The sequence below is a fragment of the Ensifer sp. 22460 genome, from assembly GCF_052044935.1.
Lineage (GTDB): Bacteria > Pseudomonadota > Alphaproteobacteria > Rhizobiales > Rhizobiaceae > Ensifer.
On sequence record NZ_JBQENZ010000003.1, the window covers coordinates 308,816 to 332,450 of the forward strand.

Consider the following 23,635-nt stretch of genomic DNA (forward strand, 5'->3'; position numbering starts at 1 on the left):
AGATTGAAGCGATTGCAAAGGGAGCGCATGGCATGCAGGTGGAACTGATCGAAACCTTTCTCGACCTGATGGAAAGCCGCTCCTTCAACCGCACCGCCGAGCGGCTGAACATCACCCAGTCGACCGTCTCTCATAGGGTCAAGGCGCTCGAAGCCCAGTTCAACCGCAAGCTCTTTACCCGCAACAAGGGCGGAACGGTGCCGACTGCCGCCGGCCTGCGCTTTCTCGACTACGCAAAAGCTCTGCAAAACCAGTGGCATGAGGCAACACGCGCGGTCACCAGCGCCGGTGCGTTGGAGCGCTCCATGCGCCTCGGCATCCAGCACGATCTGGCCGAGGCTTTCGCCGGCGAATGGATGGCGGCGATTCGGCAGGACCTGCCTGCCACCGAGGTCTATATGGAGGCCGATTATTCCAATCAGATGAATCGCGATCTCGGCGCCGGCGACCTCGATCTTGCGATCCTCTACACCCCCCACTACCTGCCCGACCTCTATTACGAACGGATCGGCGATCTGCATTACGTGCTGGTCAGCACCGAGGCGCGCGAACTGGCCGAGGTCCGCTCCGAGAACTATATCCGTGCAAGCTATTCGCCAACCTTCGACCGCGCCCACCGGCTGGCCCTGCCGCACCTTTCCGCAGCCCTGCTTTCGGCCGGCCAGAACATGGCGATCACCCGGCTGCTCGCCGCCCTCGGTGGCGCGGCCTATGTGACGGCGGCAACGGCGGAGCGGCTCGCCGCGGACGGATTTGCCGATCGGGTGCAGGATGCGCCGGTCATCGCCCAGACCGTCTATGCCGCAACGAGCCTTCGCACCCGCCACGCGCACCAGCACCGCAAGATCATCGGCGCTATGGGTGCGCTGCTGTCGACGTTGCCTGTTCCGAGCGGGCCTTAAATTCCAGGAGAAGTGTGAAGCGGTTTTCCGTCCGGAAGTGCGTCGTTTCAAAGACCTAGTAACGGCCCTTGAGTTGCCCCTTCAGCCGCTCGGCATCCGCCTCGGTGACACCAAGCGGCGCAACCACCTGCATCCAGGCGTCGATATAGTGCTCGGGTGCGTAGACGTGGCCGTAGCCGATCGGCGAGGTCGTCGCGAGCGCCATGTCGGCGAGCAGCTGGAACATGGTGACGACCGGGAACCACCGGAGCGCCGGCGAGACGTCCGCACCGCGCGGCGCCTTCATCCAGTCCGGCTCGCGGTAGAAGGAATGGGGATCGAAGAAGGTGATCGGGTCGCTGGCATATTGCAGGTAGACGATGCGGACATTGCCCCAGCGAGCCCCTGGAATTTCAAGCGCGTTTTCCTGGTTGGTGAAGCGGATCACCGAACCGTCGCGATAGAGCGGCCGCCATTCGGGTGAGCCGGGATTGCGATTTCTCGTTATCTGCAGCCAGGTCTTGGTCGGGAACGGCGAGCCGACCCAGAGCGCGCCCTCGAACGGATCGCTGATGATGTCGAAGGGATCGACCGAGCCTTGCGAGTTCATCGAACCGAGGCTTAGGCCATAGAGATAGAGCCTCGGCCGCTTGTCCTTCGGCAGCGTCGTCCAGTAGCCATAGACCGCATCGAACAGCGCATCGGCCGTTTCGGCACCGTATTCCGGCTCGACCAGCAGCGACAGCCAGCTCGTGAGGTAGGAGTACTGCACCGCGACGCTGGCGACATCGCCCTTCAGGAGATATTCGAGCGAATCGAGACCGGGCGGGTCGATCCAGCCGGTGCCGGTCGGCACCACGATCAGAAGATTGGCGCGTTCGAAACCGTCGACGCGTTTCAGTTCCTCCAGCGCCAGCTTCGCACGTTCCTTGGCGGTTTCAGCCGAATTGAGGCCGGCATAGACGCGCAAGGGCTCCTTCGCCTCGCCGCCGAAGAAGGCGCCGATGTCCTTTGCCGCCGGTCCGGAGGCGATGAACTGGCGTCCCTGGCGGCCGAGCTCGTCCCAGGTCATCAGCGACGCCCTGCTGCCCGTCTTCAAGGGATCGGTGGGTGGGGCTAAGTCGGGGTCGATCAACGCGTCGAGCCGCTGGAACGAGCTGTCGGCCGCATGCAGCGCATAGCGAAAGATGACGCCATCGGCGGCCGACCAGAACAGCGCCAGCGCCGCAATCACGCCGGCGACCTTCGCCAGCGGCCGCGTCAGCACATGTTCGAAACGACGGGTGAGAAACCGGAAGGTCAGCCGGAACAGCCGCGCCAAAAGCACGATGGCGACGAAGACAAGCGCCGCGATCAGCCCGAGCTTGAACGGCTCGGCGCTTTCGACCGGATCAAGTCCCATGATCTGACGCACCGTGTTCTGCCAATAGGCCGTGCGCCAGAGGAAGGCGAGTGCAACGGCGGTGCAGCCGACAGCGGCCAGCACCTTCACCGTGAGCCCGGTGCGCCCGCGAATCTCCGGCAGGTCGAGCAGCGACCAAACCCAGCGCAGCAACACGCCGATCGCATAGCCGGCGCCAAGCGACAGGCCCGAGATCACCGCCTGGACCACATAGGGGCGCGGGATGAGGCTCGGCGTCAGCGACATCGCAAAGAAGAAGACGCCGACGATCAGCCCAGTGGTCGAAAACGATGCGAGCAGCGTCGAGAGAAACCGCGGCACCGGCAACCTCGACAGCGGCGTCTGTTGAAGATGTTCCATGGCGTCGGGCCCCCTCATGCTGACACTGTCACCGGAAGACCATAGGCCGTTCCGCCGGCGGCAATGTCGCTTCCCCGACGTGTCCAGTCAATTGCCGCAACCGGAAGACGCACGGACGCAAGCTGGACTCTGACGGTCGCACCCCTCACGCCCGGGTCACCTCGATCGGTGTCTTCATGATGATTTCGCGGTGCGGGAACGGGATCGAAATACCGGCCACCTTGAAGGCGTCCCACAGCGCCATCATCACCTGGCCGCGAATGTTGGTCAGCCCGTTGCTCGGATCGGAGATCCAGAACCTGAGCTTGAAATCGAGTGACGATGCGCCGAAGCCGGTCATCCAGCAGACCGGCTCCGCGTGGCCGCTCGCAACCCGTGGGATCGATTTGGCAGCCGCGATGGCAATGCGCGCCACCTCGTGCGGATCGCTGTCATAGGAAGTGCCGAAACTGACCTCGATGCGGACGAAGTCGCTGGAGAACGACCAGTTCACGACCTGCTGCGAAATGAAGTCCTCGTTGGGAATGAGGTATTCCTTGCCGTCCCTGGTGATGACGGAGACGAAGCGGGAACGCAGATCGCGCACGGAGCCGAAGGTATCCCCAAGCGTGATCGTGTCGCCCGGTTTGATGGATTTGTCGAGCAGGATGATGATGCCGGAAATGAAGTTGGAGACCACCTTCTGCAAACCAAAGCCGATGCCGACGCCGACCGCCCCGGAAAAGACCGTCAGCGCGGTCAGGTCGATACCGGTCGCGGACAGCGCGATCGCACCGGCAAAGCCGATCAGCACGATCTTGACCAATTTGCTTATCAGCACCTTGAAGGACGGCGTGAGTTCTGCCGACCGCTGGATCCAGTGCGCCGAGACGTTGCCCAACAGCACGGCAAGCCAGATCAGCGCGGACGAAAGCACGACAGCCTTCAGGACGAGCAGCAGCGACAGACGAACGGCACCGAGGTTGACGGCAACGCCATCAAGGGTCGTCAGGATCACCCGGTCCAGCCCGACCGCATAAAGCGCAAAATAGATCCAGCCCACGACGGCGGTGACGCGCGCCAGCGTCTGGTTGCGGATGATGCGGGTGAGCACGGAAATCACGAACCAGGCGGCCGTCAGGGTCAGCGCAGTCGCCACCAGCCAGCGATACGACGGCCAACCGAAACGCAAGATCATGCCGTCGGCGATCCAGAGCCACACGATCAGGAAGAGCCAGCGCAGCCGCCGCATGAAGGCGATGATGACGCGCAGCAGGTCCGGATTGCCCTTGATCAGGCGGGCGCGGGCTTCGACCAGCGGCTCTATCCGCTTTGCCAGCGCGCCGCAGATCAGGTAGCCGGCAACGATGATGGCGATCTGATAATACGTCCACTCGTTCAAAAGGACCGTCCGCGACGAGGAAGCGACGGCGTCGAACGCTTCTGCGAAATCCATCGTCTCTCTCCGAGAGAACCAGGCGTCCGACCGAGCGTTTTTTTGGGGGGGGACGCCCTAATCCTTTGAATCTAGGGCATCCTTGACACTTTCAATGCCGCCACCCGAAGCCGGTGCGTCGATCCCCCTGAATTCGGATGCCTCGCAAGATCCGTCGCACCTGCAAATCGTGGCAGGCTCGGAATAAAGCTAGCATCTTCAAAAGCTTATTGCCGGATGGACGCTAGACCCGCCGCTCCTTGATCGTGTTCATGACGAAGCTCGTTTCGATCGAGGCGACGCATTTGAGCCGCGCGATCTTTTCCTTGATGAAGCGCTCGTAGTGCTCGAGCCCGGCACTCATCACCTTCAGCACATAGTCGCGCGAGCCGGTCACCAGATGGCATTCGAGCACTTCGTCCCAGCCGCGCACCGCCTCCTCGAACATCACGATCTCATCTTCATGCTGGCGGCTGAGCCTGACGGTGGCAATTGCGGTCATCGTCCAGCCGTCGATCGACGGATCGATCAGCGCCGTATAGCCGCGGATCACACCGGTCTCCTCCAGCCGCCGCAGGCGGCGGAGACATGGCGAAGCCGAGAGCCCCACGCGCTCGGCAAGCTCGTTGTTGGTGAGGCGCGCGTCCGCCACCAGCTCCTTCAAAATCCTGCGATCCGTCTCGTCGGCAATTTTCTGCGCCATATCTTTCCAACTCAGCCAAATCTTTGCGCAACTCAAAGACATCGAGCCGGAAATAGCAAGGATCGGTCCAAGCATCTGATATAATTTGCCAGTCAGTCGAGTCCGCTTCCCTTCAGGAGACAAGTCATGACCGCACCGCATCCCTCCAAGACCCACATCGGAAACCACAAGCTGCATCCCGAAACGCAGATGCTGAACTATGGCTACGATCCGGAACTGTCCGAGGGCGCCGTCAAGCCGCCGGTGTTCCTGACCTCGACCTTCGTCTTCCGCTCAGCCGAAGAAGGCCGCGACTTCTTCGATTTCGTTTCCGGTCGGAAGGAACCGCCAGCGGGTGTCGGCGCCGGTCTCGTCTATTCGCGCTTCAACCATCCGAACAGCGAGATCGTCGAGGATCGCCTCGCCGTCTACGAGCGCACCGAGAGCTGCGCGCTGTTCTCGTCGGGCATGTCGGCGATCGCCACCACCCTTCTTGCCTTCGTCAAGCCGGGCGACGCGGTGCTGCACAGCCAGCCGCTCTATGGCGGCACCGAGACGCTGCTTGCCAGAACCTTCCTCAATCTTGGCGTTGCGGCCGTCGGCTTTGCCGATGGCGTCAATGAAGCAGCCGTCAGCGCCGCTGCCGAAGAGGCGATGGCCAAAGGCCGCGTCTCGGTGATTCTCGTGGAAACGCCAGCAAACCCGACGAACAGCCTCGTCGATGTTGCCATGATCCGCCGCGTCGCCGATATGATCGGCCGGAAACAGGGTCATACCCCTGTGGTCGCCTGTGACAACACGCTGCTCGGCCCGGTCTTCCAGCGACCGATCGAACACGGCGCCGACATCTCGCTCTATTCACTGACCAAATATGTCGGCGGCCATTCCGACCTCATCGCCGGTGCAGCTCTCGGCTCGAAGGCTGTGATGAAACAGGTAAAGGCGCTGCGCGGGGCGATCGGCACCCAGCTCGACCCGCATTCCTGCTGGATGCTCGGCCGGTCGCTGGAAACGCTGTCGGTGCGCATGCAGAAGGCCGATGACAATGCCCGCGTCGTCGCCGAGTTCCTGCGCGAGCACCCGAAGGTCGAGCGCATCCACTACCTGCCCTTCCATGACGAGGATTCTCCGGTTGGCCGCACCTTCAGGGCGCAGTGCACCGGCGCCGGATCGACCTTCTCCTTCGACATCACGGGTGGCCAGGACGCGGCATTCCGTTTCCTCAACGCGCTGCAGATCTTCAAGCTCGCCGTCAGCCTCGGCGGCACGGAATCGCTGGCAAGCCACCCGGCGGCCATGACCCATTCCGGCGTGCCGATCGAGGTGCGCCACCGCATCGGCGTGCTGGAGTCGACCATCCGCCTGTCGATCGGCATCGAGCATCCGGATGATCTCGTCGCCGATCTTTCAAACGCCCTGTCGGTCGCCTGACACGATATCGCGGCCGCCGGTCGAGCCGGCGGCCTCCCAGATCATTTCATTGTTTCGCCGAAACAGTGAAATGATCTAAGTCTTTGAAATGGCGTAATTTCGGACGGAAAACCGTTTCACACTTTTCCTGGAATTGCCTAGTGCGAGAGAATGTTCACGATGTTGCCGAAGGGGTCGCGCATGAAGAAGCGGCGCACGCCCCAGGGCTCATCGGTGATGTCGTAGACGATCTCGGCACCCGCGCTTATTGCCCGCTGATAGGTCCGGTCGACGTCGTCCACTTCGATCGAAAGCACCGGGACCGGTGTATCGTTGCCGCCCTGGCTGGCAACGCTCACCTGCGGCATCGCCGCCTGTCCCTCGGCGGCAAAGGTCAGGATCCAGCCATGGTCCATCACCACGTCGAGCTCCAGCAGGTCGCCGTAAAAGGCTTGTGCCATCTGAGGGTCCGGGGCGTGGAGATTGGAGACGATACGCAAGACGGTCATTGGTTCTTCCTTATCCGGCGAGCGCCGGAGCGCGCTCCGGCGCTCACAGGTGTCGGTTTTCACGGCGATGCGGCCATCCTGCCTGCCAAACGCGCCGGATTGAAGAGGGAATCGTCGGACAGCCTCAGGGTGTAGCAACCGCCGCCTGAGGTCGCGGGCCCGCACCGGCAAGCGCCAATTGCACCAGCGTCGCCGCCGCCTTGCCTGCCGTTTCCATATAGCTGGCATCCCGGTGCAGCAGCACCACGGCGAAGCTGCCGTCGAGCAGAAGCAGGACCTGCCTCGCCAGCATGATCGGCTCGGCAATGCCGGCTTCGGTAAAGGTCTCGGCCATCCACGCCTCGAACTTCTTCTTGTGGGCTGCACCGATGCGGATTGCCGGATGGCCCGGCATGTTGGCCAGTTCCGCCGAAGTGCGCAGGAAGCCGCAGCCCTTCCACTTCGGGTGACGTGCCGCCCGCGCCAGGTTGAAGAAGATCGCCTCGACCTTGTCGGCCAGTTCCCCTTCGGCCGTGTCGAACCACTTCCGGAAGAGCTTGAGATTGGGCTGGTCGCGGCCTTCGAGATAGGCGGCGATCAGTTCGTCCTTGCTTTCGAAATGGTAGTAGAGCGTGCGTTTGGTCACCCCCGCCGCTTCCGCCACGGCATCGACGCTGACGGCGCGGATACCCTCCGCATAGAAGAGCTTTTCCGCCGCTTCGACGATCACATCCCGCGTTGATTTCTCTGCTTTCGCCATCTCTCAAGTATACCGACTAGTGAATATACATCGCATCGTCGCTCACCTAGCCTCTCCCCGTCAACCCTAGCCGGAGAGCGACCATGTCCAAGACCGTACTGATGCAGATTTCCGAGGGGACCGCCCTGCTCATCCTCAACCGCCCGGAGAAACTCAACGCGCTGAACTATGAGCTGATCGACCGGCTCATGGTCCTTCTCGACACGATCGAAGTGAACGACGCTGTCGGCGCGGTGATCATCACCGGCGCCGGCGACCGTGCCTTTTCCGCAGGCGGCGATATCCACGAGTTCTCGGAAAGCGTGGCTGCGGGCGTAAACCCGGCTGTGCGCGATTTCGTCCGCCGCGGCCAGCGGCTGACGGCGCGGCTCGAAGCCTTTCCGAAGCCGGTCATCGCCGCGGTCAACGGGCTCGCCTTCGGCGGCGGCTGCGAGATCACCGAGGCCGTGCATCTGGCGATCGCCAGTGACCGGGCGCGCTTTGCCAAGCCGGAGATCAAGCTCGGCATGCCGCCGACCTTCGGCGGCACCCAGCGCCTGCCGCGGCTTGCCGGCCGCAAGCGCGCACTCGAACTGCTGTTGACGGGGGAGGATTTTTCGCCGGAACGCGCGCGGGAGATGGGGCTCGTCAATCACATCGTCGCCCATGAGGAGCTGATGCCCGCCGCCCGCGACCTGGCCAGCCGCATCATGGGCTATTCGCCGCTCGCCATCCGCTCGATCATCACCGCCGTCACCCGCGGCCTCAACATGTCGATCGCAGACGGGCTGCTGGTCGAGAGCGAACAGTTCGCCCAGATGGTGCCGACCGACGATCTCTCCGATGCGCTCGCCGCCTGGAAGGGACGGCATGTCCACGACGACCCGCCGCGCGACGGTTCCTTCTCGAGCTACTACTAAATTCAACCAAACGGTTGACAATCTTCGCAATCGAAGTGATATTCAACAACATGGTTGAATATCAGAACGAACATCTCGATGCCGTGTTCCACGCGCTTTCGGATCCGACGCGCCGCGCCATGCTCCAGAACCTTTCGCAAGGCGAGAGACTGGTCGGCGAGCTTGCGGCCCCCTTCTCGATCTCGCTGGCCGCGGCATCGAAGCACATCAAGGTGCTGGAAGGAGCAGGTCTCGTGCGCCGCGAAGTGAAAGGACGCACGCATGTATGCCGCCTCGATGCAGCGCCGATGCATGCAGGTATGGAGTGGATGCGCCACTACGAAGCCTTCTGGCGAACGCGCATTGACGCACTTGAGGCGCTGCTTCTCGCCGACGACGCAACTGTTCAAAACGATACGGAGGAAAAGCCATGACATCGCCTGCCACAGCCTTTGCCAGCGCCGATTACGGCCGCGTCATCGCCCCCGATGCGGTGCGCATCGAACGCCTGCTTCCCGGCCCGATCGAGCGGGTCTGGTCCTATCTGACAGAGGAAAACAAGCGCCGGCTCTGGATGGCATCGGGAACGATCGGCTCTTCCGAGGGTGCAGCGGTCGAACACGTCTTCCGCCATTCGGAACTGACGACAGAGGATGATCGACCGCCGAAAAAATACGCCGATCACGCCGGCGAGGTTCGCAAGCACGGGCATGTGCTCGCCTGGGAGCCACCGCGCCTGCTCGCCTATAGCTGGGACGAAGGCACGGATACGCCCTCCGAGGTCCGCTTCGAACTCAGCCCGCGCGGCGACAAGGTGCTGCTGATCGTCACCCATACCCGGATCGCCAACCGCGGCATCATGACGAGCTTCTCCGCCGGCTGGCACGTGCATCTCGACCTGTTGCGCGACCTTTTGGAAGGAGAGCAGCCTGCAGCCTTCTGGAGCAAGTTTGCTGAGCTTGAAGAGCAGTACGACGCGCGCATCCCCAAGCGCTGACCGCCCGAGGTGACGAGACCTCAGAAGGGTGCACCGGCAAGGAATGACGGCCTTGCCGGCGCTTTTTGTCAAGTGCGGGCGAAACCGAGGATGAAGAGCGCCAGCGAACCGATCGATGCGAAGGTGCGAACGTGGTTCCACCAGACCCAGTCGGTGAGATAGCGCTCACGCCAGAGGTCGATTGCAGCTTGCCCGGGTGCAGCGGCCCCAAGTGCGTCGTTCATCGGCACGTTGAAGACGATCGTCACCAGAAGCACGCCGACGACATAGGCCAGGCCGCCCGCGGCCAGCAGCCATCGGCCCTCGCCACCCGAAATGAACGCGACGACGATCAGCGCCAGGCCGAGCAGCGCCGTGCCCATGAAGGCGCTGAGGAAGATCGGGTTCTGGATGACGACATTGATGGCGTTCATCGCGGCGATCCCCTGCTCCGGCGGCAGCCGCGACAAGGCTTGCATGATGCAGACCGAAAAGATGAAGAACAGCCCGGCCATCAGGCCGGAACCGATCGCGGCGGCAAACGCCAGAGCGGGGATCAGCGGGATCATGCGGCAATACTCCAGACACCAGTTGCTGCGGTCTCGCGGGCGTAGGTTGCAAAGTCGCGCGGCCGCCGCCCAAGCACGCGCTCGACGTCAGACGTCACACTCGAATTGCGCCCGTCGAGCACCGAGGTGAAGAGATAGCGGATGAGTTCGACATAGTCATCAGGCACGCCGTCAGCCTGCAATTGCGCGGCGAAGTCGGCAACCGGCACGGCCTGATAGGAGATCGGGCGTTTGGCCGCGGCAGCGATCTCGGTCACGGCTTCAGCGAAGGTCATCAGCCGCGGGCCGGTCAGAGAATAGACCTTGCCGACATGATCATCGTCGAGAAGCGCTTCAACCGCGACGTCGGCGATGTCGTCGCAGCTGACGAAAGGCTCGGTGACTGTATCCACGGGCAGGAAGACCGAACCGCTTAGAACTCCCTCTGCCAGGAAGCCTTCGTTGAAGTTTTCGAAGAACCAGCTCCCCCGAATGATCGTCCAGTCGGCGCCGGAGGCCTGCAGCGCGCGCTCGGCCGCTTCCGCCTCGTCCTCGCCGCGCCCCGACAGAAGCACCAGCCGCCTGATGCCCGCGCCGACGGCAAGGTTTGAGAACTTGCGGATGGTCTCGACAGAGCCCGGCACCGCCAGATCGGGCTGGTAGCAGACATAGATGCGATCGACATTTTCGAGCACAGGCGCCCAGGTCGCCTCGTCCGTCCAGTCGAAGGACGGTGATGCCGAACGGGCGCCGATGCGCACCGCAACACCCCGCTCTTGAAGGCGCTCAGCCACCCGCCGCCCCGTCTTGCCGGTACCGCCCAAAACCAGTGCGACTTTCTGAGACATCGTTTCCTCCTAAGGTTCATCAACAAACATGAGCATCTCTCACATTTGCAAATGTGATAAATCCTCGTATTTTAAGAGTCAAGCCAAAATGTGAGCATCACTCATGATTACAGAAACAAGCCCATCCGTGGTCCCCGCCGAAGACGAGACTGCGCTGCGCCGGACACCCAGCCAGAAACGCAGCCGCGAGCGAGTCGAACAGATCCTTAGCTGCGCGACGGCGCTCATTCAGGAAAAGGGCAGCGACGCCATGCGCATGAGCGAAGTCGCTGAAAAGGCCGGAATTTCAATCGGCTCGCTCTACCAGTACTTCCCCGACAAGGCGGCGATCGTGCGCACGCTGGCCGAGCGATACAATGCCGTGTGCAACGAGTGCATCGCCGCCGAACTTGCCAAGGTCACATCGCTCGCGGAACTACGCGACGCTTTCTGTGTGCTGTTCGACATCTACTACGACATGTTCCTGGCCGAGCCTGTGATGCGCGACATCTGGTCGGCAATGCAGGCCGACAAGGCGCTGCGCGAGATCGATCTTCTGCAAAGCCGCGCCGGCGGAAAACTTCTTGCCGATGTCTGGGCTAGGCTTGTGCCCGAAGCGCCGCGCGAAACCATTGATAGCGCCGCTTTCCTGATCATGCATCTCGGCGATTGCACCATGCGGCTTGCCGTGTCGGTCGATCGCACCGAGGGCGACCGCATCGTCGAGGCCTACAAGCAGATGATCCTCCGCGATTTTGTCGCTAATGAAGCGGCGGGCGGCGCAGGCTCAATTGACAACTCCATGACACGCTCCTAATCATCTGGGATCGATTGGTTCCCGGGACGCGAACGTGTTTCGGGAGTAAACGGGAACGTGACGGATGGACCCATGCTGGGCATTCACATCACGGCCGACCCCGCGACTGTAGAGCGACGTCGATCTGCCATTCCGGAGCGATCCGGAAGAAGCCACTGGAAGAGACCACGAGAGGGTGGTCGATCTGGGAAGGCGAGGCAGATCCAGGGCTTCCCGCCCAGCGCCGTGAGCCAGGAAACCTGCCACTCGATACGGGCATAGGGCCCACACCGGGAATTTCCCGATGCCATCACGGAGGTTGTCATGGCTACGTCTACTGTTTCGAGCATTCCGCTCTCCCTCAGCGATCGTCTGACCGCTGGCGTCATCGCGCTCTTCATCGGCGCATTCCTCGTCTTCGGCGCCGGCCTTGCCAACTCGGCAGTGCTGCACGACACCGCGCACGACACCCGCCACTCCTACGGCTTCCCCTGCCACTAAGACGATGTTCCGGAACGTAACTCACGTTCCGCATCGAAGTGTCTGCGGACATGAACGCATCCGGCCTGTGCCGGATGTCGGTGTTTGTGCATGCCGGTTCGTCCGGCGTGCAACGGCCATCCGCATGGCAGAACGGGAAGGCTTGCAAACCACGCCGCAGCGCGTGGCTTTTGCCGTTATCGAGGGAATTCAAGATGATTGTCAGAACGCTTCTGGCCGCGATCGTGGCTGGACTGATTGCCGGTGTCTTCATGACCGGCGCCCAGGAACTTAGGGTAACCCCGCTGATCCTGCATGCGGAGGAATTCGAAGGCGAGGCTCCGGCCACAACCGAACAGCCCGCTGCACAGCCTGGAACGACGCAACCCGCCGCCGAGGGCCATGATCAGCATTCGTCGCTGAAGGCGGTCTCGCCGCTTTCCGCCATGCTCGACGCGCTTTCGCCGATCACGCCTGCCTATGCGCATGAGGGCGAACACGAGGAAGGCGGCATCATGTTCGGCATGAGCCGGTTCTCCGGCACGCTCATTGCCAACCTCGTCACCGGCTCCGGCTTCGGTCTGCTCTTGGCCGGCGTCAGCCTGGTGATCGGCTACCCGATCACGCTTAGGAACGGCGCGCTCTGGGGCGCCTGCGGCTGGCTTGCCGTGCACATGCTGCCGGCAATCGGCCTGCCGCCGGAACTGCCGGGTTTCCCGGCCGCCGAACTCGGCGACCGCCAAACCTGGTGGCTGGCGACCGTCGCCCTCTCCGCAGTTGGTCTCTATCTCGTCGTCCTGCGCGAAGAAATCGTGTCCAAGGTCGTCGGCCTCGCGTTGATCGCCGCGCCGCACGTCTACGGCGCGCCGCAGCCGGTCGATATTACGAGCAACGTTCCGGCCGTGCTCGGCGCCGAGTTTGCGGTTGCCGCACTCGCCACCACGCTCGCCTTCTGGATCGTGCTTGGCGTCGTCTCCGGCTTCATCAACGAGCGTTTCGCCAGGGCGAACTGACCCGGCCGATCACGCGCCCCCGTGGGCACCTGAACAAACGACGGCGGGGTTCAAGCCCCGCCGTTTTGCATGAGATGCGCGGCCAGCCGCGCGCGGCGATCGTCCGGCTCCAGCAGGACGCAGGTATCGCAGAAGCTGCCACCCTCCGTTTGGAAGTAGAGGCAACAGCCGCAACGGATCCGATACTGGCGCGACAGTTGCGCGCCGCTTGCCGGATCGACCGCGGAGATCTCCTCGTAGCAGAGCTCTTCCGAGAACAACCGCGAGCCCCGCCGCTTGACGATCGCAAGCGCCTCGGCCATGCCGCGCGCCTCGTCACCGATCGCGCGACCGATCTCCAGGAACGCTCCGGCAAGGGAATCCGCTGCCAGCCGCCACTGCGCCCCGGAAGAAAGCCCGGTGCGCTTTTTCAGGACCGCGATGACCGGCGCCAGATGGGCCGTGAAGCCGCGCTCGAAAGCGCTGATGCCTTCGGCATCCTGCGGCCCTTCCGCCACACCGAGGCGGAAATGATAACGCTTGCCGGCAACTTCCCGATCATGGTGAAGGCGGGTCCACTCTTCGAAGCGAAGCCCGGCGATCTGCGCCTGAAGACCCGCGCCAAGATAGAGCGCGCCGAGAACCACACTCAGCTGGCGGCTGTAGAAGGCGATCAGATGTGCCGCCCGAATCCGGTCCGTCATGCCGATTGCGAAAAAGTCCTGATAGGCAAGGCTCTGCTCGATCCCGGTCCCACCAGCGGCCCAGAAGGCGGCCGGTGCGCTGAAGGCACTGTCCGCCGGCCCGAGCGAGACACCGGCGTCGGGGAACTGCGCGTGCAACCGCTCGACCACTGCCAGCGCCTGCGGCGGATATCCCTCGACCGTCCGCGCCATCCGCTGGTGATTTCTCGAATTCATGCCGTCTCCGTCGCCAGCCAGCCGCCCTCATATCCCGCGCGCTCAAGACCGCGCCGGATCGCCGGCAGGCTGCGTGTCAGCTCCCAGACGAAGCCGCTCCGCCAATTCTCGATCATCATCACGACGAGCCCCTGGTCAAGGCCGACGACACGCTCGTCGATCCAACCCGCAGGCCCCTCGCCAGCAAGGCTCGGATTGAACCCGCCCGGAAAGCGCCCTTCCTTCAGAAGCCCGGGATAGCCGGCCGCGACATGGCCGAGGGCCGATAGGGACGCATCCGGATCGAAAGGCAGACAGGCCGCCGCTGCCCAGGGCACGAGCGTGCCGTCATCCGGACCGAAGGGTGCGCCGCGGTTGACGTAGCCCAAGAGCCGCTGCCAGCGTCCGTCCTTGAGGCGCAGCCGGCCGCGTGGCGCATGGCAGGCACTGAGCCCCCAGAGATGTTGGCCATAGCCGGCGAAACGGCCCGAGTTTCGCCGCGCATGGTCGCGCTGCAACGCAATGGCGCGCTGGGTATTCTCGAAATAATCCGTCCCCCTCTCGCGCATCGGCCGATCGCCGAGACCGCGAAGGTCAAGCCAGGCCTGCGGGAACAGGTGGATGAACAGCGGCGCCGCATGGAGGTGAGGCCCGCCATCAACCGCGATCCAGTCGTAGCCCTCCGTAAAGGCGGTGTAGTGCTCCGGCTCGATCGCATGATCGGGCGCCCCGAGCGCCAGCACATAGAGCAACAGCGCCTCGCTGTATCCCCGCCAGCGATGCTTCAGGAACCGGCCGGGCGGGCGCCAGCCCATCGTCAGTGTGTCACTCCGGTTCAACGCCCAGCGCCAGTCGACCCGCGCATAGAGCCTTTCGGCCAGCGTGCGGATCTCGCATTCCCCCGTGTCCTCGCCGGAGAAAAAGGCGGAAGCGGTCAGGCATCCGGCGATCAGCAGCGCCGTGTCGACGGTCGAGAGTTCGCTGCGCCAGGTGCGCTCGCCGGTCCGCATATCGAGAAAGTGATAGTAGAAGCCGCGATAGCCGCTCGCCCGCTGGTCGCGCGACTGCGGGCTCTCGGCCAGGAAGCGCAGCGTGGTCAACACCCGCCCGATCGCCTCGCGGCGCGAAATCCACCCGCGCTCGACGCCGATGGGATAACAGGAAAGGCCGAAACCGGTCGCCGCAATACTCGACGGCGCGACCGGCAGCGACGTGTCCGCGATCAATCCGGTGGCCGGATCGGCGTGATCGAGGAAGTATCCGAACGCCGCCTTCTGCAGGCCATCAGTTTGAAATAGCTCGGCATTTTCCGTCTGTTTCAGCATTCCGCCCTTCCGGACCCTGGCCCCAGTCATACGTCCTTTTGGGCTAACGCCGGCAAATCACTCTTTGTTGAAGGCCAGCTACACCCAAATAGTCGCCGAAATCCAATCCTGTGTTACATTCTTCTAATCTGACCGCGCGCAATGACTGGTTGAAGCGATGTTGAGCGTGTTGGCGTTGATCCTCTCATTGAGTGGTGGCCCGAGCCCATCGACCGCCGCGTCGACGGATGTCGATGTCGAACTGATCCTGGCCGTCGACATGTCCGGCTCGATGGATCTGGACGAGGCGCGCATCCAGCGCGCCGGTTACGTGGAGGCGCTCCGGCACCGCGATTTCCTCGATGCGGTCGCAAGCGGGCAACTGGGCAAGATCGCCATCGGCTATTTCGAATGGGCCGGAACGGTTAACGAATCCTCCGTCGTCGCCTGGCAAGTGATCGCCACCGCCGCCGACGCCGATGCCTTTGCCAAGCTGATCGAGGCGCGACCGGTCGGTACCCGGCGCGGTACGTCGATTTCGAATGCGATCACCTACGGTACGATGCTGATCGATTCGAACGCCTTCAACGGCATACGCCGGGTCATCGACGTTTCCGGCGACGGCCCGAACAATATCGGCCCGCCAGTCATTCCCGCCCGCGAGACGGCGGTCGCCCGCGGCATCACCATCAACGGGCTTGCGATCCTCATCCGCCCCTCGGTTTCGACCGGCCCGCTCGACCAGTACTACGCCGAATGCGTCATCGGCGGTCCCGGGTCCTTCGTGCTGCCGGTGCACGAGCCTGAGGATTTTTCGATCGCAATTCGCCAGAAGCTGGTGCTCGAGGTCAGCGGTCTGCCGCCGCCCACCGTCCGCCTGGCCGATGCCCTTCCGGCATCCGACTGCCTGATCGGCGAGAAGCTCAGGCCCGGCTTCCTCGACCGCGTCTATCCCGAACTCGACAAATAGCCCCTCGCCGCCCCTACAGCGCCGCGCGTCTTATCAGGCGCACAATGGTCGCTGTAGCACTTTGAAGCGCTGCATGTTTTGTCCTTAAACCGGGTACGATTTAAGGAAACATGCAGTTGTCGGCGCGCAACCCATGCGCGTCAGATTGTCGTTTCCCTTCGCTTCGCCCGGCGATAAGATGAGCCGTTATTTCGCGGATCGATTCATGTCCTTGACCACCACGCCTCCACTGGCCGACATGGCCACAGACACCGCCGCCGACACTGGCAGTCAGCATATCCGCGACACGTTGCGCGATGCGATCGTCGAGCGGCGGCTCGCCCCCGGCACCAAGCTTTCCGAAAGCGATGTCGGCGAACTCTTCAATGTCAGCCGCACGCTGGTGCGCGCCGCCCTGCAGGCGCTCTCCTATGAAGGGCTCGTCAGCGTCGAGAAGAACCGCGGCGCCTTCGTCGCCCACCCCTCGATCGACGAGGCGCGCCAGATCTTCGCGACCCGCCGGCTGATCGAACCCGGCGTCGTTCGTGCCGCGGCGCCTCATATCGGCAAGGCCGAGCTCGCCGAGCTCCGGCGCATGCTGGCGGCCGAACGGCAGCTCACCGAACAGCGCGGCCACTCGGCCCGCCGCGCCGAGATCAAGGCATCAGGCGATTTTCACTTGGCGCTCGCCGATCTCAGCCGCAACGCCATTCTTCGCCGCTTCATGGACGAACTCGTCGCCCGCTCCTCGCTGGTGATCGCGCTTTACGGCCAGTCGACAGTTTCGAGCTGCGGCCACAACGAACATGACGAGATCGTCAACGCGCTGGAACGCGGCGACGTCGATACCGCAGCCAAACTGATGGTCCACCATATCGACCATATCGAAGCCGATCTCGACCTGCGCGTCCACAAATCGACCGACCTCAAGGCAGCACTCGAGCTTTAGGGCCCGCCTCAAGCCCTCCGGGAATCACGAAAAGTTCACGGGCCGAAAAAAGTCGCTGATCCGGCGGAACCATTCCCGCGCCACAGCGTTGGCCTCGCGCTCGAAAAAGACTGAGAACGAGGAAAGCAAATGAGCGAGAAGTTCTTCGCCACTCCCATCCCCCTCCGGTTATCTGCAAAACGGCAGACCGTCGTCAGAACGGTCTTCGAAGCCGTCGAGTTGCTGCGGCAATGGCCGGGACGTCGCGGACGGGAATACCGCGCGGCTCTCAGGCGCTGCCTGGACGCGCTGGATGGATTGACGAGTACGGACCGGGCCAGCCGCTGCTTTGCTGCCGCTGCCCGCGAATCGGGCCTGCTTCTGGCCTGACGTGGAAGTCCCCAAGGTCCGTAGATCGGGTCTCTCACGATGCGCCGAAGGACGATCGGCGCATCGCCCCCCAAGAACGCTGCCAGACCCCACGAGCGCGCTATTGCACTTTGTGACGAATAATACAGACGATCAGTCGGCGAGTTCGGCCGCTTCCTTCGTCTGACGGTCGGCAAGCACCTTCAGCGCTTCCTTGTCGAGACGCCAGTCCGGCGAGCCATAGCCAAGCGGCCATTTGTAAGGCTCCTTGTCGTTGAAGAACACGACGGTGGTCAGGAGCGGAAAGGCCCGGCGATAGGTCTGCTGGTCGAGGATTTCCTTGTACCAGGTGCGCCTGTAGTCGGCCGAGCCCGCGACGCCGAGTTCGGCGATCATCACCGGTTTGCCGAAGCCCGCGACGCGCTGGTATTTTTCGTTCAGCGCCTCGCCGAAGCGACGCTCACGCCCCCAATAGTCGACATCCATCTTCTGCAGGCCCCAGACGGGGATCCCGACGACATCGACGACATCGTCACCCGGATAATAGCCAGCGAGATTGCGATGGCCCTTCGGCGACCAGACGAACCGCGCTTCCGGCGCCAGCTCCCGGCATTTGCCGACGAAATATCGAAACGCCTTCTTGTAGCCTTCCTTGTCGCGGCGCGCCCAGGGATAGCGACCATCGGGGTCCTCCATCTCGTGGCCCCAGCGCACATAGACCGGGCCATCGAAAGCGGCCGCACGGGCACAAACGTCGCCGATCTCGCGATCGAAGCGGCCTTTGCCGATATCGGCGAACAGCCTTTCGCCGCCGGCGCGCCAGTCGGTGGCATGGGTATAGGGCTCGACCGAGAGCATCAGCGCCCGGCCCTGCCGCGCCGCGATCGCGATCTTGCGCTTCAACAGCGCCCGGTCCGGCTTCTGCCAGTAGACGAAGACATGTTCGAGCTCGAGCGCATCGCTGTCGGCAACGGCGTCATGCGGATCGTAGACGCCGATGGCGACCGCCCTCTCCGTCGCGCCCTTTGCCTGCGGCGCGATCGCCGCAGTCGTCAGCGCCCGGTCGATGCCATCGGCCGGATCATCCGCGCGCGCCGCCTGTGTTCCGGTGACGGCAAGAAGCGCCAGCGTTCCCGCGGCAAGGGCCGAGCTCAAAAGTCTGGCAGACAACGAACATTCTCCGGCGGATCGTCTCTCGACGCCGCGAATGAAACCGGACACATCACACGTGCGGCGGTCAGAAGGTCACCGCCAAAGAGGGGATCGCCCCGATCCCCGAACGATCCGAGGCGGCCTCGTCGCACCGGAGTTACGCAAACTCGAACAGAGACAGTCCCGTTAGAGCGAAGCTCTCAGGAAGCAGTGCGACGTGCGGCCGAAGCCGCTCGGCGAACAGATATAGGGCGCGCGGCCCAGATAGCTGGTTGCGCTCTTTTTCACCGGCTGCGGCGCGACCACATCCTCATCAGCCTCGGCGACCCGCAACTGCTTCTCTTCCTTGCGTATCTTGACCGAAGGACTTGCATAGGCGCTGGAATGGCTCGACGAAAACAGCGGCGTTTCACCGATGACCGTCGACGAGCAGCCGGCGGACAGGAGCAGAAGGCCAAGAATGGAAGCGGTCGGTACGAGATACTTGAAACCCGAAATGGTGGTTCGGATCTCGCCGGCACATGCGGTCTTATCTCGCATAAGCATCCTTTCGAATTGGCGGCTATGGCCGCCCGGTGCCTCCTTTGGGGGATATGGCGGCATTGTTCAACCCCCTTTACATTATAAATTGCTTAAATTAACAAATTCTTTCTTAGGCTTTTCTTCCAGCGGTTGCAGCTGAAGGCACTGGCCCATGCGCCAACGCGGCCGCAGATCGATCGCACACTGGACTCGGAAGGCGACATCAGGATCGGGAAGACAAAGCAGGAAAACCAGATGCTTGCCCGACAGGAGACGCGAAGGCGAACGCGCCCACCACCGGCGACCCTACCCACTCCACTGGCCACCACGCCCGGTGGTAGATGCGGCAACGGTAACGCCGGATGGTTCGCAAGGAAAAATCTCGCACGACAGCGGAAAATTGGCGGCAAAGACGCCGCAAACGCCACGCTTATCGGTCAAGTGGCACGCCATGGAACGAAAACAGCGCCCCATTCCTCATTTTTAGCCACCGCGCATTTACAGTTCGTTGACCTCTGGCAGCCACTTTGGTGCCAGGCGCAACATGTTTGAGCGTATGCGCCCACTCCAAAACTGCCCGCGTCCTGCGGGCATTTTTTTTGCTGTACCGGTCAGGGCTCAAAGAGAGCCGGCGCGATGAATGCTCGCCATCCGGCCTTCAACCTTCAACCGTAATGTGGCTTCTGGAACAGGCACAATTACTGGCTGCCGATAACCTGGCGCAACAACCCCAACATGTTTCGTTCTCCACATTTCAGGCAGCCGATTTGGAGAGAGATGAATGGTGGGCCCGGAGGGACTGCGAAGATTAAACGAATTCAATTGGCTACCGACGCGGTTAGCCAACGCGGTTCGCCGAATGTTCTCGGTTTCTGGCAAACCGGACATGGCGAGCTCGCTGGCCTTCCACGAACCAGCGACGTTGAGCAGGAATTAACCAGAGGTTGTTATCACGCATAAACGGAGTTGCGAAAGGGGCTGCATCTGTGGCGGATGGCGAAACAAGATTTGGACACCCAGCGGGCGTCAATATCGGTGATACTTTCGATAGCTATAAGGCGCTTAACGCGAGCGGGGTGCATCGATCCACGCAGGGCGGAATATCCGGCACAGAACGCGATGGAGCAGACTCTATTGTGATATCCCACGGATATCCGGATGATGAGGATCTGGGGGACGAAATTATCTACACCGGCCATGGCGGTCAGAATAAATCCGGGAAACAGGTCAAAAACCAAGAGATGAACCGGGGAAACTTAGCGCTTGTGCGAAATCAGCTAGAGGGGATTCCGGTCCGAGTAATCCGGGGGCCGGCGGACACTCCTTACGCACCCATCTCTGGGTACCGATACGATGGACTCTATCGCGTTGAAAGCCATTGGCACGAAACTGGCTTGGCGGGCTTCAGGATTTGGCGATACCGCTTAATCCGCATGGAGGGGAGTGAAAACGCAACACCCGCGACTGTCGATCCGATTGAACTGACTGGTGGAAAAGAAAATCCGGACCGCGCCACGATGTTGGTTCACCGCATAATTAGAGACACGGAACAAGCGAAGAAAATAAAGAGAAAATACCGGTACCGCTGCCAGGTGTGCGGGATTGTCATAAAAACTGAGTATGGGTCGTACGCTGAAGCTGCGCATATTCGCCCGTTGGGTAGGCCGCACAATGGCCCGGACACACCTGAGAACATTCTTTGTCTTTGTCCAAACCACCATGTGATGTTCGATCTCGGAGTCTTCAGCATTAGCGACGATTTTTCGCTGGTCGGAATACCTGGTCGTTTGACCTGCGGAAAGTGGCACAGCATCTCTGTCGAACAGCTTCGATATCATCGGAAGCGTTTCTCAGCGGACAAACTTACTTTGAAGTAGGCGAAAGTTGCGGCCAGGAGCTACAACCGGGTTTATCCGGAAACTTTAAGTTAAGCGAAGATTCCGGTTGAAGCGCCCGCGTGCATAGCGCAATAGTCGCGGCGTTTATCGGGGCGAGGAAGGGTCCGTTGTGACTAAGAAGATCAGTATATTTAACAACAAGGGTGGCGTCGGAAAAACGACCTACATGTATCACGTCGCCCACCTGCTAGCTCGCGGTGGCCTTACCGTCCTGATGGTAGACTGTGACAGTCAGTGCAATCTCACTTCGTATTCGCTCACTGATGGCATAATCAGGCGCTCTTGGCACGACGACGGGAACAGCATCTACCAGAACATCCTGCCGGTTTATCGGACGACGGGTGATATTCGCAGCCGTATGCCTAGCCGCGTAAGCGCCGACTATGATCTTTTTTTGATCCCGGGCGATCTAAGGCTGAGCAACTTCGAGGACCTATTGGGCGACACATGGAGCGCCGCGCGAGGCGGATCAGAGCCTGCCCTCCGGGCTCAGTCCGCTATGCATCGATACATTGAATTTGCAGCGGACAGGGTTGGCGCCGATCTTGTTCTTATCGATTTGGGACCAAATCTCGGCGCCCTCAACCGGGCGGTACTGGCGTCAAGCGACTATTTCATCATGCCTGTTGCTCCAGATTTGTTCTCCATTCAGGGAACAGAAAACCTCGGCAACAAGCTGGCCGCATGGCGGCGCGAGTGGGATCAATGCAATAATGCATGGGAAGGTGAAGACCTATCAATTCCCTCGGGAAGCCCGTCCTATCTTGGGTATGTAGTGCAGATGCACAATCAACGCGCCAACGCCGTTAACAACATGACCGCCGGTTGGCGCATTTACGGCGGACGCCTTGAGCCGGCAATCCGCAGAAACATCGTCGATAAGCTGGATCCGTTGCAGCAAGTTGTTCGATGGCCCGACGATGTTTATCGGCTGGGCCAAATTCCGAACCTGCACAGCCTTATCCCATACTCCTTGAAGGCGAGAAAACCAGTGTTCGACTGCACGTATCGCGATGGCCTCAGGGGCGAACACATAGCACGCGCAGTAGATTCCGCCGACCATTTCCGAGAAATCGTTGCAACATTGCAGGAAGTGGCTACGTGGTGAGCCTCACGTGTTTGATGCACCGCTAAAACGTAAGGAACGATTTGAGTTTCGGCCGGCAAGCCTATGGATATTTTAAACGCACAAAGCCTATCGAGTGACGCCCGAACAAGCGTTGCTAGAAACTATGTCGACGCAGCCGAAGGGTGGCTGCGAAAGCTAATCCACTATCAACTGACTCCCGCCTTTGGTGCCACCTATCTGTCAGCCGGCGGCATCCTGAAGAGCCCAGAAACGTTAGCGATACGGAAGAAGGTGGAGGGCGGCCATACGAAATTCTCTCGCGAAGTCGACGCGACAACATTTGGGCAAGCTAAAAAAATTGTCTGCCATCCGGATCGATGGGACAAGCACTTTTCCGTAGCCCTCGAAAGGGCATATCCCCTCGGACAACTGGAGTGCGCCATCTTTCTTGATCGCTTAATCGCCATCCGCAACGATCTACAGCACGGCCGTGGCTGTAGCGCTCGACAAGTGGAACAAGCGATTTGTTATACAAATGACTTAGCCGATGCGGTTAAAGTCTTCTTTCGGGAGAAAAACATGGTTCGCGACTACGATGTCCCTTTGATCGTGGGATACTCCGATAGTCTCGGCAACCAAAGCACACTTGAAGATGTTTCATTGAACATGTCGAACCGCAATATTGATTGGCGACGCCATGGTAGCGGGGACCTTTATCCAGGAGATGTACTAACAGCCGAAGTAAAGGTCGATCCTACGTTCGATCCGACCGACTATGAGGTCTTCTGGAGCTTATATGGATACGACAAAAAAGTAGGCAGCACAGCTTCGATCGAACTGAAGAACGAGAACGTCGGCGAACAGTTCGAGTTATCATTCACCGTCCAGACCTACCGGGACTGGCACAGACAAAACGGCGTCGATGATCACTTGACACTGCTCTTTCGCGTCTTGCCTCCCCTAAAATGACCAGTGGCTGGTGCAGTATGGTGCCCCATGCCGAATTAAAGCAAACGAGCGGCATCAGTGACTCTTTTCTCTCGCGCATGTCCCACCTAGAAAGGGTAGACGACGACGTTCGGAGAGCAGAATGTGGGAGTATGTAAACGGAATCGGATCGGTTGTCGGCCTGATAACCGGCGGTTTCGTAATCTGGGAGAGATTTTTCCGCTACGCACCATCAGTGTTTCTGATTGCTCGACCGTATATTCCGGGAGGCGCTCAAAAAGGTGCTTACCTCAGAGTAGTCAACCGAAGCGAACGGCCGATTATCATTCGTTGGCCCACAGGTGTAAATGATCACGCTCTGAACATTGCCCGCGATCACTCCATGAGGGCAGCTATCATGACAGCTCTTGATGGTGAAATAGCTATCGCAATCGACGGATGTTCAGAACAAGTGTTTCCCGTGCACGCTCCCGACAATATCGGATCAATACCCTCCGAAGGAACAATGTCGGTCGAGATATCGTGGAGCTTCGCGCAGCCGCTGATCTACAAACGCGATAGAACAGTGAGGGTGACCATTTCCAAGCAATCGTATCAGGTCCTTCTTGACCTCGAAGCCGATGACATGGATTGATCGTGGTACCCAGAGGCGGGCCACCTGAATTAGCCAAAATCAATAACTTACGCGAAGGTTGGACACTCA

26 protein-coding genes and 1 riboswitch are annotated in these 23,635 nt (G+C 61.3%); of the genes, 15 read left to right on the top strand and 11 right to left on the bottom strand.

Translation table 11 applies throughout. The features are described 5' to 3' along the window. Nucleotides 1-32: 32 nt before the first annotated feature. Nucleotides 33-902, top strand: coding sequence for a LysR family transcriptional regulator (locus tag ACTJKM_RS05700; protein WP_058326810.1), 870 nt, complete (start codon nucleotides 33-35; stop codon nucleotides 900-902). Between the two features lie 55 nt (nucleotides 903-957). Here the strand turns inward: ACTJKM_RS05700 and ACTJKM_RS05705 are convergent, their stop codons facing one another. The 3 genes from ACTJKM_RS05705 to ACTJKM_RS05715 all read right to left on the bottom strand — a co-directional run bounded on the left by ACTJKM_RS05705 (nucleotide 958) and on the right by ACTJKM_RS05715 (nucleotide 4,760). Beyond that, a complete protein-coding gene (locus tag ACTJKM_RS05705; protein WP_058326811.1) occupies nucleotides 958-2,643 on the bottom strand; it encodes an alpha/beta hydrolase in 1,686 nt (561 codons plus the stop codon). Between the two features lie 145 nt (nucleotides 2,644-2,788). Continuing rightward, the gene (locus tag ACTJKM_RS05710; protein ID WP_057253244.1) at nucleotides 2,789-4,078 is read right to left on the bottom strand and encodes a mechanosensitive ion channel family protein; all 1,290 of its coding nucleotides are present in this window, start codon (nucleotides 4,076-4,078) and stop codon (nucleotides 2,789-2,791) included. 223 nt (nucleotides 4,079-4,301) lie between these two features. Beyond that, entirely contained in the window at nucleotides 4,302-4,760 is a 459-nt protein-coding gene (locus tag ACTJKM_RS05715; RefSeq protein WP_058321551.1) for an Lrp/AsnC family transcriptional regulator, read from the bottom strand. Between the two features lie 126 nt (nucleotides 4,761-4,886). Here ACTJKM_RS05715 and ACTJKM_RS05720 point away from each other — a divergent pair, with 126 nt between their 5' ends. Continuing rightward, entirely contained in the window at nucleotides 4,887-6,170 is a 1,284-nt protein-coding gene (locus ACTJKM_RS05720) for a cystathionine gamma-synthase family protein (RefSeq protein ID WP_058326812.1), read from the top strand. Nucleotides 6,171-6,307: 137 nt separating this feature from the next. Here the strand turns inward: ACTJKM_RS05720 and ACTJKM_RS05725 are convergent, their stop codons facing one another. Together ACTJKM_RS05725 and ACTJKM_RS05730 are read right to left on the bottom strand one after the other, a co-directional pair. Further along, the gene (locus ACTJKM_RS05725) at nucleotides 6,308-6,658 is read right to left on the bottom strand and encodes a VOC family protein (RefSeq protein ID WP_058326813.1); all 351 of its coding nucleotides are present in this window, start codon (nucleotides 6,656-6,658) and stop codon (nucleotides 6,308-6,310) included. A 124-nt stretch (nucleotides 6,659-6,782) separates the two neighbouring features. After that, complete coding sequence (locus tag ACTJKM_RS05730; RefSeq protein WP_058326814.1) at nucleotides 6,783-7,397, bottom strand: TetR/AcrR family transcriptional regulator; 615 nt, start codon at nucleotides 7,395-7,397, stop codon at nucleotides 6,783-6,785. Between the two features lie 83 nt (nucleotides 7,398-7,480). Between ACTJKM_RS05730 and ACTJKM_RS05735 the strand changes: the two genes are divergently transcribed. Genes ACTJKM_RS05735 through ACTJKM_RS05745 form a run of 3 tightly spaced genes read left to right on the top strand, consistent with a single transcriptional unit; the run spans nucleotide 7,481 to nucleotide 9,272 of the window. Then, nucleotides 7,481-8,296: a crotonase/enoyl-CoA hydratase family protein gene (locus tag ACTJKM_RS05735; RefSeq protein ID WP_058326815.1), complete on the top strand. Its 816-nt coding sequence runs from the start codon at nucleotides 7,481-7,483 to the stop codon at nucleotides 8,294-8,296. Nucleotides 8,297-8,346: 50 nt separating this feature from the next. After that, the gene (locus ACTJKM_RS05740) at nucleotides 8,347-8,709 is read left to right on the top strand and encodes an ArsR/SmtB family transcription factor (protein WP_057254352.1); all 363 of its coding nucleotides are present in this window, start codon (nucleotides 8,347-8,349) and stop codon (nucleotides 8,707-8,709) included. After that, nucleotides 8,706-9,272 (top strand): SRPBCC family protein, encoded by a 567-nt coding sequence (locus ACTJKM_RS05745; RefSeq protein ID WP_058326816.1) that lies wholly within the window; start codon nucleotides 8,706-8,708, stop codon nucleotides 9,270-9,272. The genes ACTJKM_RS05740 and ACTJKM_RS05745 overlap by 4 nt, the downstream gene beginning before the upstream one ends. Nucleotides 9,273-9,340: 68 nt before the next feature. Here ACTJKM_RS05745 and ACTJKM_RS05750 read toward each other — a convergent pair whose 3' ends face one another. Beyond that, complete coding sequence (locus tag ACTJKM_RS05750) at nucleotides 9,341-9,820, bottom strand: anthrone oxygenase family protein (RefSeq protein WP_058326817.1); 480 nt, start codon at nucleotides 9,818-9,820, stop codon at nucleotides 9,341-9,343. Then, nucleotides 9,817-10,647, bottom strand: a complete 831-nt coding sequence (locus ACTJKM_RS05755) for an NAD(P)H-binding protein (RefSeq protein WP_058326818.1) — start codon at nucleotides 10,645-10,647, stop codon at nucleotides 9,817-9,819. Before ACTJKM_RS05755 ends, ACTJKM_RS05750 begins: the two co-directional genes overlap by 4 nt. A 103-nt stretch (nucleotides 10,648-10,750) precedes the next feature. On the opposite strand from ACTJKM_RS05755, the gene ACTJKM_RS05760 reads away from it, so the two are divergent. The 3 genes from ACTJKM_RS05760 (at nucleotide 10,751) to ACTJKM_RS05770 (ending at nucleotide 12,915) form a co-directional block, all read left to right on the top strand. Continuing rightward, nucleotides 10,751-11,443, top strand: a complete 693-nt coding sequence (locus ACTJKM_RS05760; protein ID WP_156436832.1) for a TetR/AcrR family transcriptional regulator — start codon at nucleotides 10,751-10,753, stop codon at nucleotides 11,441-11,443. Continuing rightward, nucleotides 11,442-11,704, top strand: a riboswitch (cobalamin riboswitch). (Overlaps the previous gene by 2 nt.) 42 nt (nucleotides 11,705-11,746) lie before the next feature. Further along, nucleotides 11,747-11,923, top strand: a complete 177-nt coding sequence (locus ACTJKM_RS05765) for a CbtB domain-containing protein (protein ID WP_057253219.1) — start codon at nucleotides 11,747-11,749, stop codon at nucleotides 11,921-11,923. Between the two features lie 194 nt (nucleotides 11,924-12,117). After that, entirely contained in the window at nucleotides 12,118-12,915 is a 798-nt protein-coding gene (locus ACTJKM_RS05770; RefSeq protein ID WP_058326819.1) for a CbtA family protein, read from the top strand. 50 nt (nucleotides 12,916-12,965) lie between these two features. On the opposite strand, the gene ACTJKM_RS05775 is transcribed toward ACTJKM_RS05770, so the two are convergent. Together ACTJKM_RS05775 and ACTJKM_RS05780 are read right to left on the bottom strand one after the other, a co-directional pair. Then, nucleotides 12,966-13,814 (bottom strand): (2Fe-2S)-binding protein, encoded by an 849-nt coding sequence (locus tag ACTJKM_RS05775; RefSeq protein WP_245296064.1) that lies wholly within the window; start codon nucleotides 13,812-13,814, stop codon nucleotides 12,966-12,968. After that, nucleotides 13,811-15,118: a glucoamylase family protein gene (locus ACTJKM_RS05780; RefSeq protein ID WP_058326821.1), complete on the bottom strand. Its 1,308-nt coding sequence runs from the start codon at nucleotides 15,116-15,118 to the stop codon at nucleotides 13,811-13,813. Before ACTJKM_RS05780 ends, ACTJKM_RS05775 begins: the two co-directional genes overlap by 4 nt. Before the next feature lie 157 nt (nucleotides 15,119-15,275). Between ACTJKM_RS05780 and ACTJKM_RS05785 the strand changes: the two genes are divergently transcribed. From ACTJKM_RS05785 to ACTJKM_RS05795, 3 genes are all read left to right on the top strand, one after another. Then, nucleotides 15,276-16,067 (top strand): DUF1194 domain-containing protein, encoded by a 792-nt coding sequence (locus ACTJKM_RS05785; protein WP_058326822.1) that lies wholly within the window; start codon nucleotides 15,276-15,278, stop codon nucleotides 16,065-16,067. Nucleotides 16,068-16,272: 205 nt separating this feature from the next. Beyond that, nucleotides 16,273-16,995, top strand: coding sequence for a GntR family transcriptional regulator (locus tag ACTJKM_RS05790; RefSeq protein WP_082663474.1), 723 nt, complete (start codon nucleotides 16,273-16,275; stop codon nucleotides 16,993-16,995). Nucleotides 16,996-17,124: 129 nt separating this feature from the next. Further along, on the top strand, nucleotides 17,125-17,364 hold the full coding sequence (locus ACTJKM_RS05795; protein ID WP_057253209.1) for a DUF982 domain-containing protein: 240 nt from the start codon (nucleotides 17,125-17,127) through the stop codon (nucleotides 17,362-17,364). 132 nt (nucleotides 17,365-17,496) lie between these two features. Here ACTJKM_RS05795 and ACTJKM_RS05800 read toward each other — a convergent pair whose 3' ends face one another. Both ACTJKM_RS05800 and ACTJKM_RS05805 read right to left on the bottom strand, forming a co-directional pair. Then, nucleotides 17,497-18,513 (bottom strand): glycoside hydrolase family 26 protein, encoded by a 1,017-nt coding sequence (locus ACTJKM_RS05800; protein WP_440660011.1) that lies wholly within the window; start codon nucleotides 18,511-18,513, stop codon nucleotides 17,497-17,499. A gap of 168 nt (nucleotides 18,514-18,681) precedes the next feature. Then, entirely contained in the window at nucleotides 18,682-19,035 is a 354-nt protein-coding gene (locus ACTJKM_RS05805; RefSeq protein ID WP_143032963.1) for a hypothetical protein, read from the bottom strand. Between the two features lie 968 nt (nucleotides 19,036-20,003). Between ACTJKM_RS05805 and ACTJKM_RS05810 the strand changes: the two genes are divergently transcribed. From ACTJKM_RS05810 to ACTJKM_RS05825, 4 genes are all read left to right on the top strand, one after another. Next, nucleotides 20,004-20,894: a YDG/SRA domain-containing protein gene (locus ACTJKM_RS05810; RefSeq protein ID WP_440660012.1), complete on the top strand. Its 891-nt coding sequence runs from the start codon at nucleotides 20,004-20,006 to the stop codon at nucleotides 20,892-20,894. A 130-nt stretch (nucleotides 20,895-21,024) separates the two neighbouring features. After that, nucleotides 21,025-22,023: a ParA family protein gene (locus tag ACTJKM_RS05815; RefSeq protein ID WP_440660013.1), complete on the top strand. Its 999-nt coding sequence runs from the start codon at nucleotides 21,025-21,027 to the stop codon at nucleotides 22,021-22,023. Between the two features lie 63 nt (nucleotides 22,024-22,086). After that, complete coding sequence (locus ACTJKM_RS05820; RefSeq protein ID WP_440660014.1) at nucleotides 22,087-22,953, top strand: hypothetical protein; 867 nt, start codon at nucleotides 22,087-22,089, stop codon at nucleotides 22,951-22,953. Nucleotides 22,954-23,074: 121 nt separating this feature from the next. Next, complete coding sequence (locus tag ACTJKM_RS05825; RefSeq protein WP_440660015.1) at nucleotides 23,075-23,566, top strand: hypothetical protein; 492 nt, start codon at nucleotides 23,075-23,077, stop codon at nucleotides 23,564-23,566. Nucleotides 23,567-23,635 lie beyond the last annotated feature (69 nt).

Excerpts from the sequence above, each read along its gene's own strand:
- ACTJKM_RS05780 (WP_058326821.1), bottom strand. The coding sequence starts at position 15,118 with ATGCTGAAACAGACGGAAAATGCCGAGCTATTTCAAACTGATGGCCTG.
- ACTJKM_RS05745 (WP_058326816.1), top strand. The coding sequence starts at position 8,706 with ATGACATCGCCTGCCACAGCCTTTGCCAGCGCCGATTACGGCCGCGTC.
- ACTJKM_RS05770 (WP_058326819.1), top strand. The coding sequence starts at position 12,118 with ATGATTGTCAGAACGCTTCTGGCCGCGATCGTGGCTGGACTGATTGCC.
- ACTJKM_RS05750 (WP_058326817.1), bottom strand. The coding sequence starts at position 9,820 with ATGATCCCGCTGATCCCCGCTCTGGCGTTTGCCGCCGCGATCGGTTCC.
- ACTJKM_RS05760 (WP_156436832.1), top strand. The coding sequence starts at position 10,751 with ATGATTACAGAAACAAGCCCATCCGTGGTCCCCGCCGAAGACGAGACT.
- ACTJKM_RS05725 (WP_058326813.1), bottom strand. The coding sequence starts at position 6,658 with ATGACCGTCTTGCGTATCGTCTCCAATCTCCACGCCCCGGACCCTCAG.
- ACTJKM_RS05805 (WP_143032963.1), bottom strand. The coding sequence starts at position 19,035 with ATGCGAGATAAGACCGCATGTGCCGGCGAGATCCGAACCACCATTTCG.
- ACTJKM_RS05825 (WP_440660015.1), top strand. The coding sequence starts at position 23,075 with ATGTGGGAGTATGTAAACGGAATCGGATCGGTTGTCGGCCTGATAACC.
- ACTJKM_RS05795 (WP_057253209.1), top strand. The coding sequence starts at position 17,125 with ATGAGCGAGAAGTTCTTCGCCACTCCCATCCCCCTCCGGTTATCTGCA.
- ACTJKM_RS05820 (WP_440660014.1), top strand. The coding sequence starts at position 22,087 with ATGGATATTTTAAACGCACAAAGCCTATCGAGTGACGCCCGAACAAGC.
- ACTJKM_RS05765 (WP_057253219.1), top strand. The coding sequence starts at position 11,747 with ATGGCTACGTCTACTGTTTCGAGCATTCCGCTCTCCCTCAGCGATCGT.
- ACTJKM_RS05755 (WP_058326818.1), bottom strand. The coding sequence starts at position 10,647 with ATGTCTCAGAAAGTCGCACTGGTTTTGGGCGGTACCGGCAAGACGGGG.
- ACTJKM_RS05775 (WP_245296064.1), bottom strand. The coding sequence starts at position 13,814 with ATGAATTCGAGAAATCACCAGCGGATGGCGCGGACGGTCGAGGGATAT.
- ACTJKM_RS05735 (WP_058326815.1), top strand. The coding sequence starts at position 7,481 with ATGTCCAAGACCGTACTGATGCAGATTTCCGAGGGGACCGCCCTGCTC.
- ACTJKM_RS05700 (WP_058326810.1), top strand. The coding sequence starts at position 33 with ATGCAGGTGGAACTGATCGAAACCTTTCTCGACCTGATGGAAAGCCGC.
- ACTJKM_RS05720 (WP_058326812.1), top strand. The coding sequence starts at position 4,887 with ATGACCGCACCGCATCCCTCCAAGACCCACATCGGAAACCACAAGCTG.
- ACTJKM_RS05710 (WP_057253244.1), bottom strand. The coding sequence starts at position 4,078 with ATGGATTTCGCAGAAGCGTTCGACGCCGTCGCTTCCTCGTCGCGGACG.
- ACTJKM_RS05705 (WP_058326811.1), bottom strand. The coding sequence starts at position 2,643 with ATGGAACATCTTCAACAGACGCCGCTGTCGAGGTTGCCGGTGCCGCGG.
- ACTJKM_RS05785 (WP_058326822.1), top strand. The coding sequence starts at position 15,276 with ATGTTGAGCGTGTTGGCGTTGATCCTCTCATTGAGTGGTGGCCCGAGC.
- ACTJKM_RS05730 (WP_058326814.1), bottom strand. The coding sequence starts at position 7,397 with ATGGCGAAAGCAGAGAAATCAACGCGGGATGTGATCGTCGAAGCGGCG.
- ACTJKM_RS05715 (WP_058321551.1), bottom strand. The coding sequence starts at position 4,760 with ATGGCGCAGAAAATTGCCGACGAGACGGATCGCAGGATTTTGAAGGAG.
- ACTJKM_RS05740 (WP_057254352.1), top strand. The coding sequence starts at position 8,347 with ATGGTTGAATATCAGAACGAACATCTCGATGCCGTGTTCCACGCGCTT.
- ACTJKM_RS05790 (WP_082663474.1), top strand. The coding sequence starts at position 16,273 with ATGTCCTTGACCACCACGCCTCCACTGGCCGACATGGCCACAGACACC.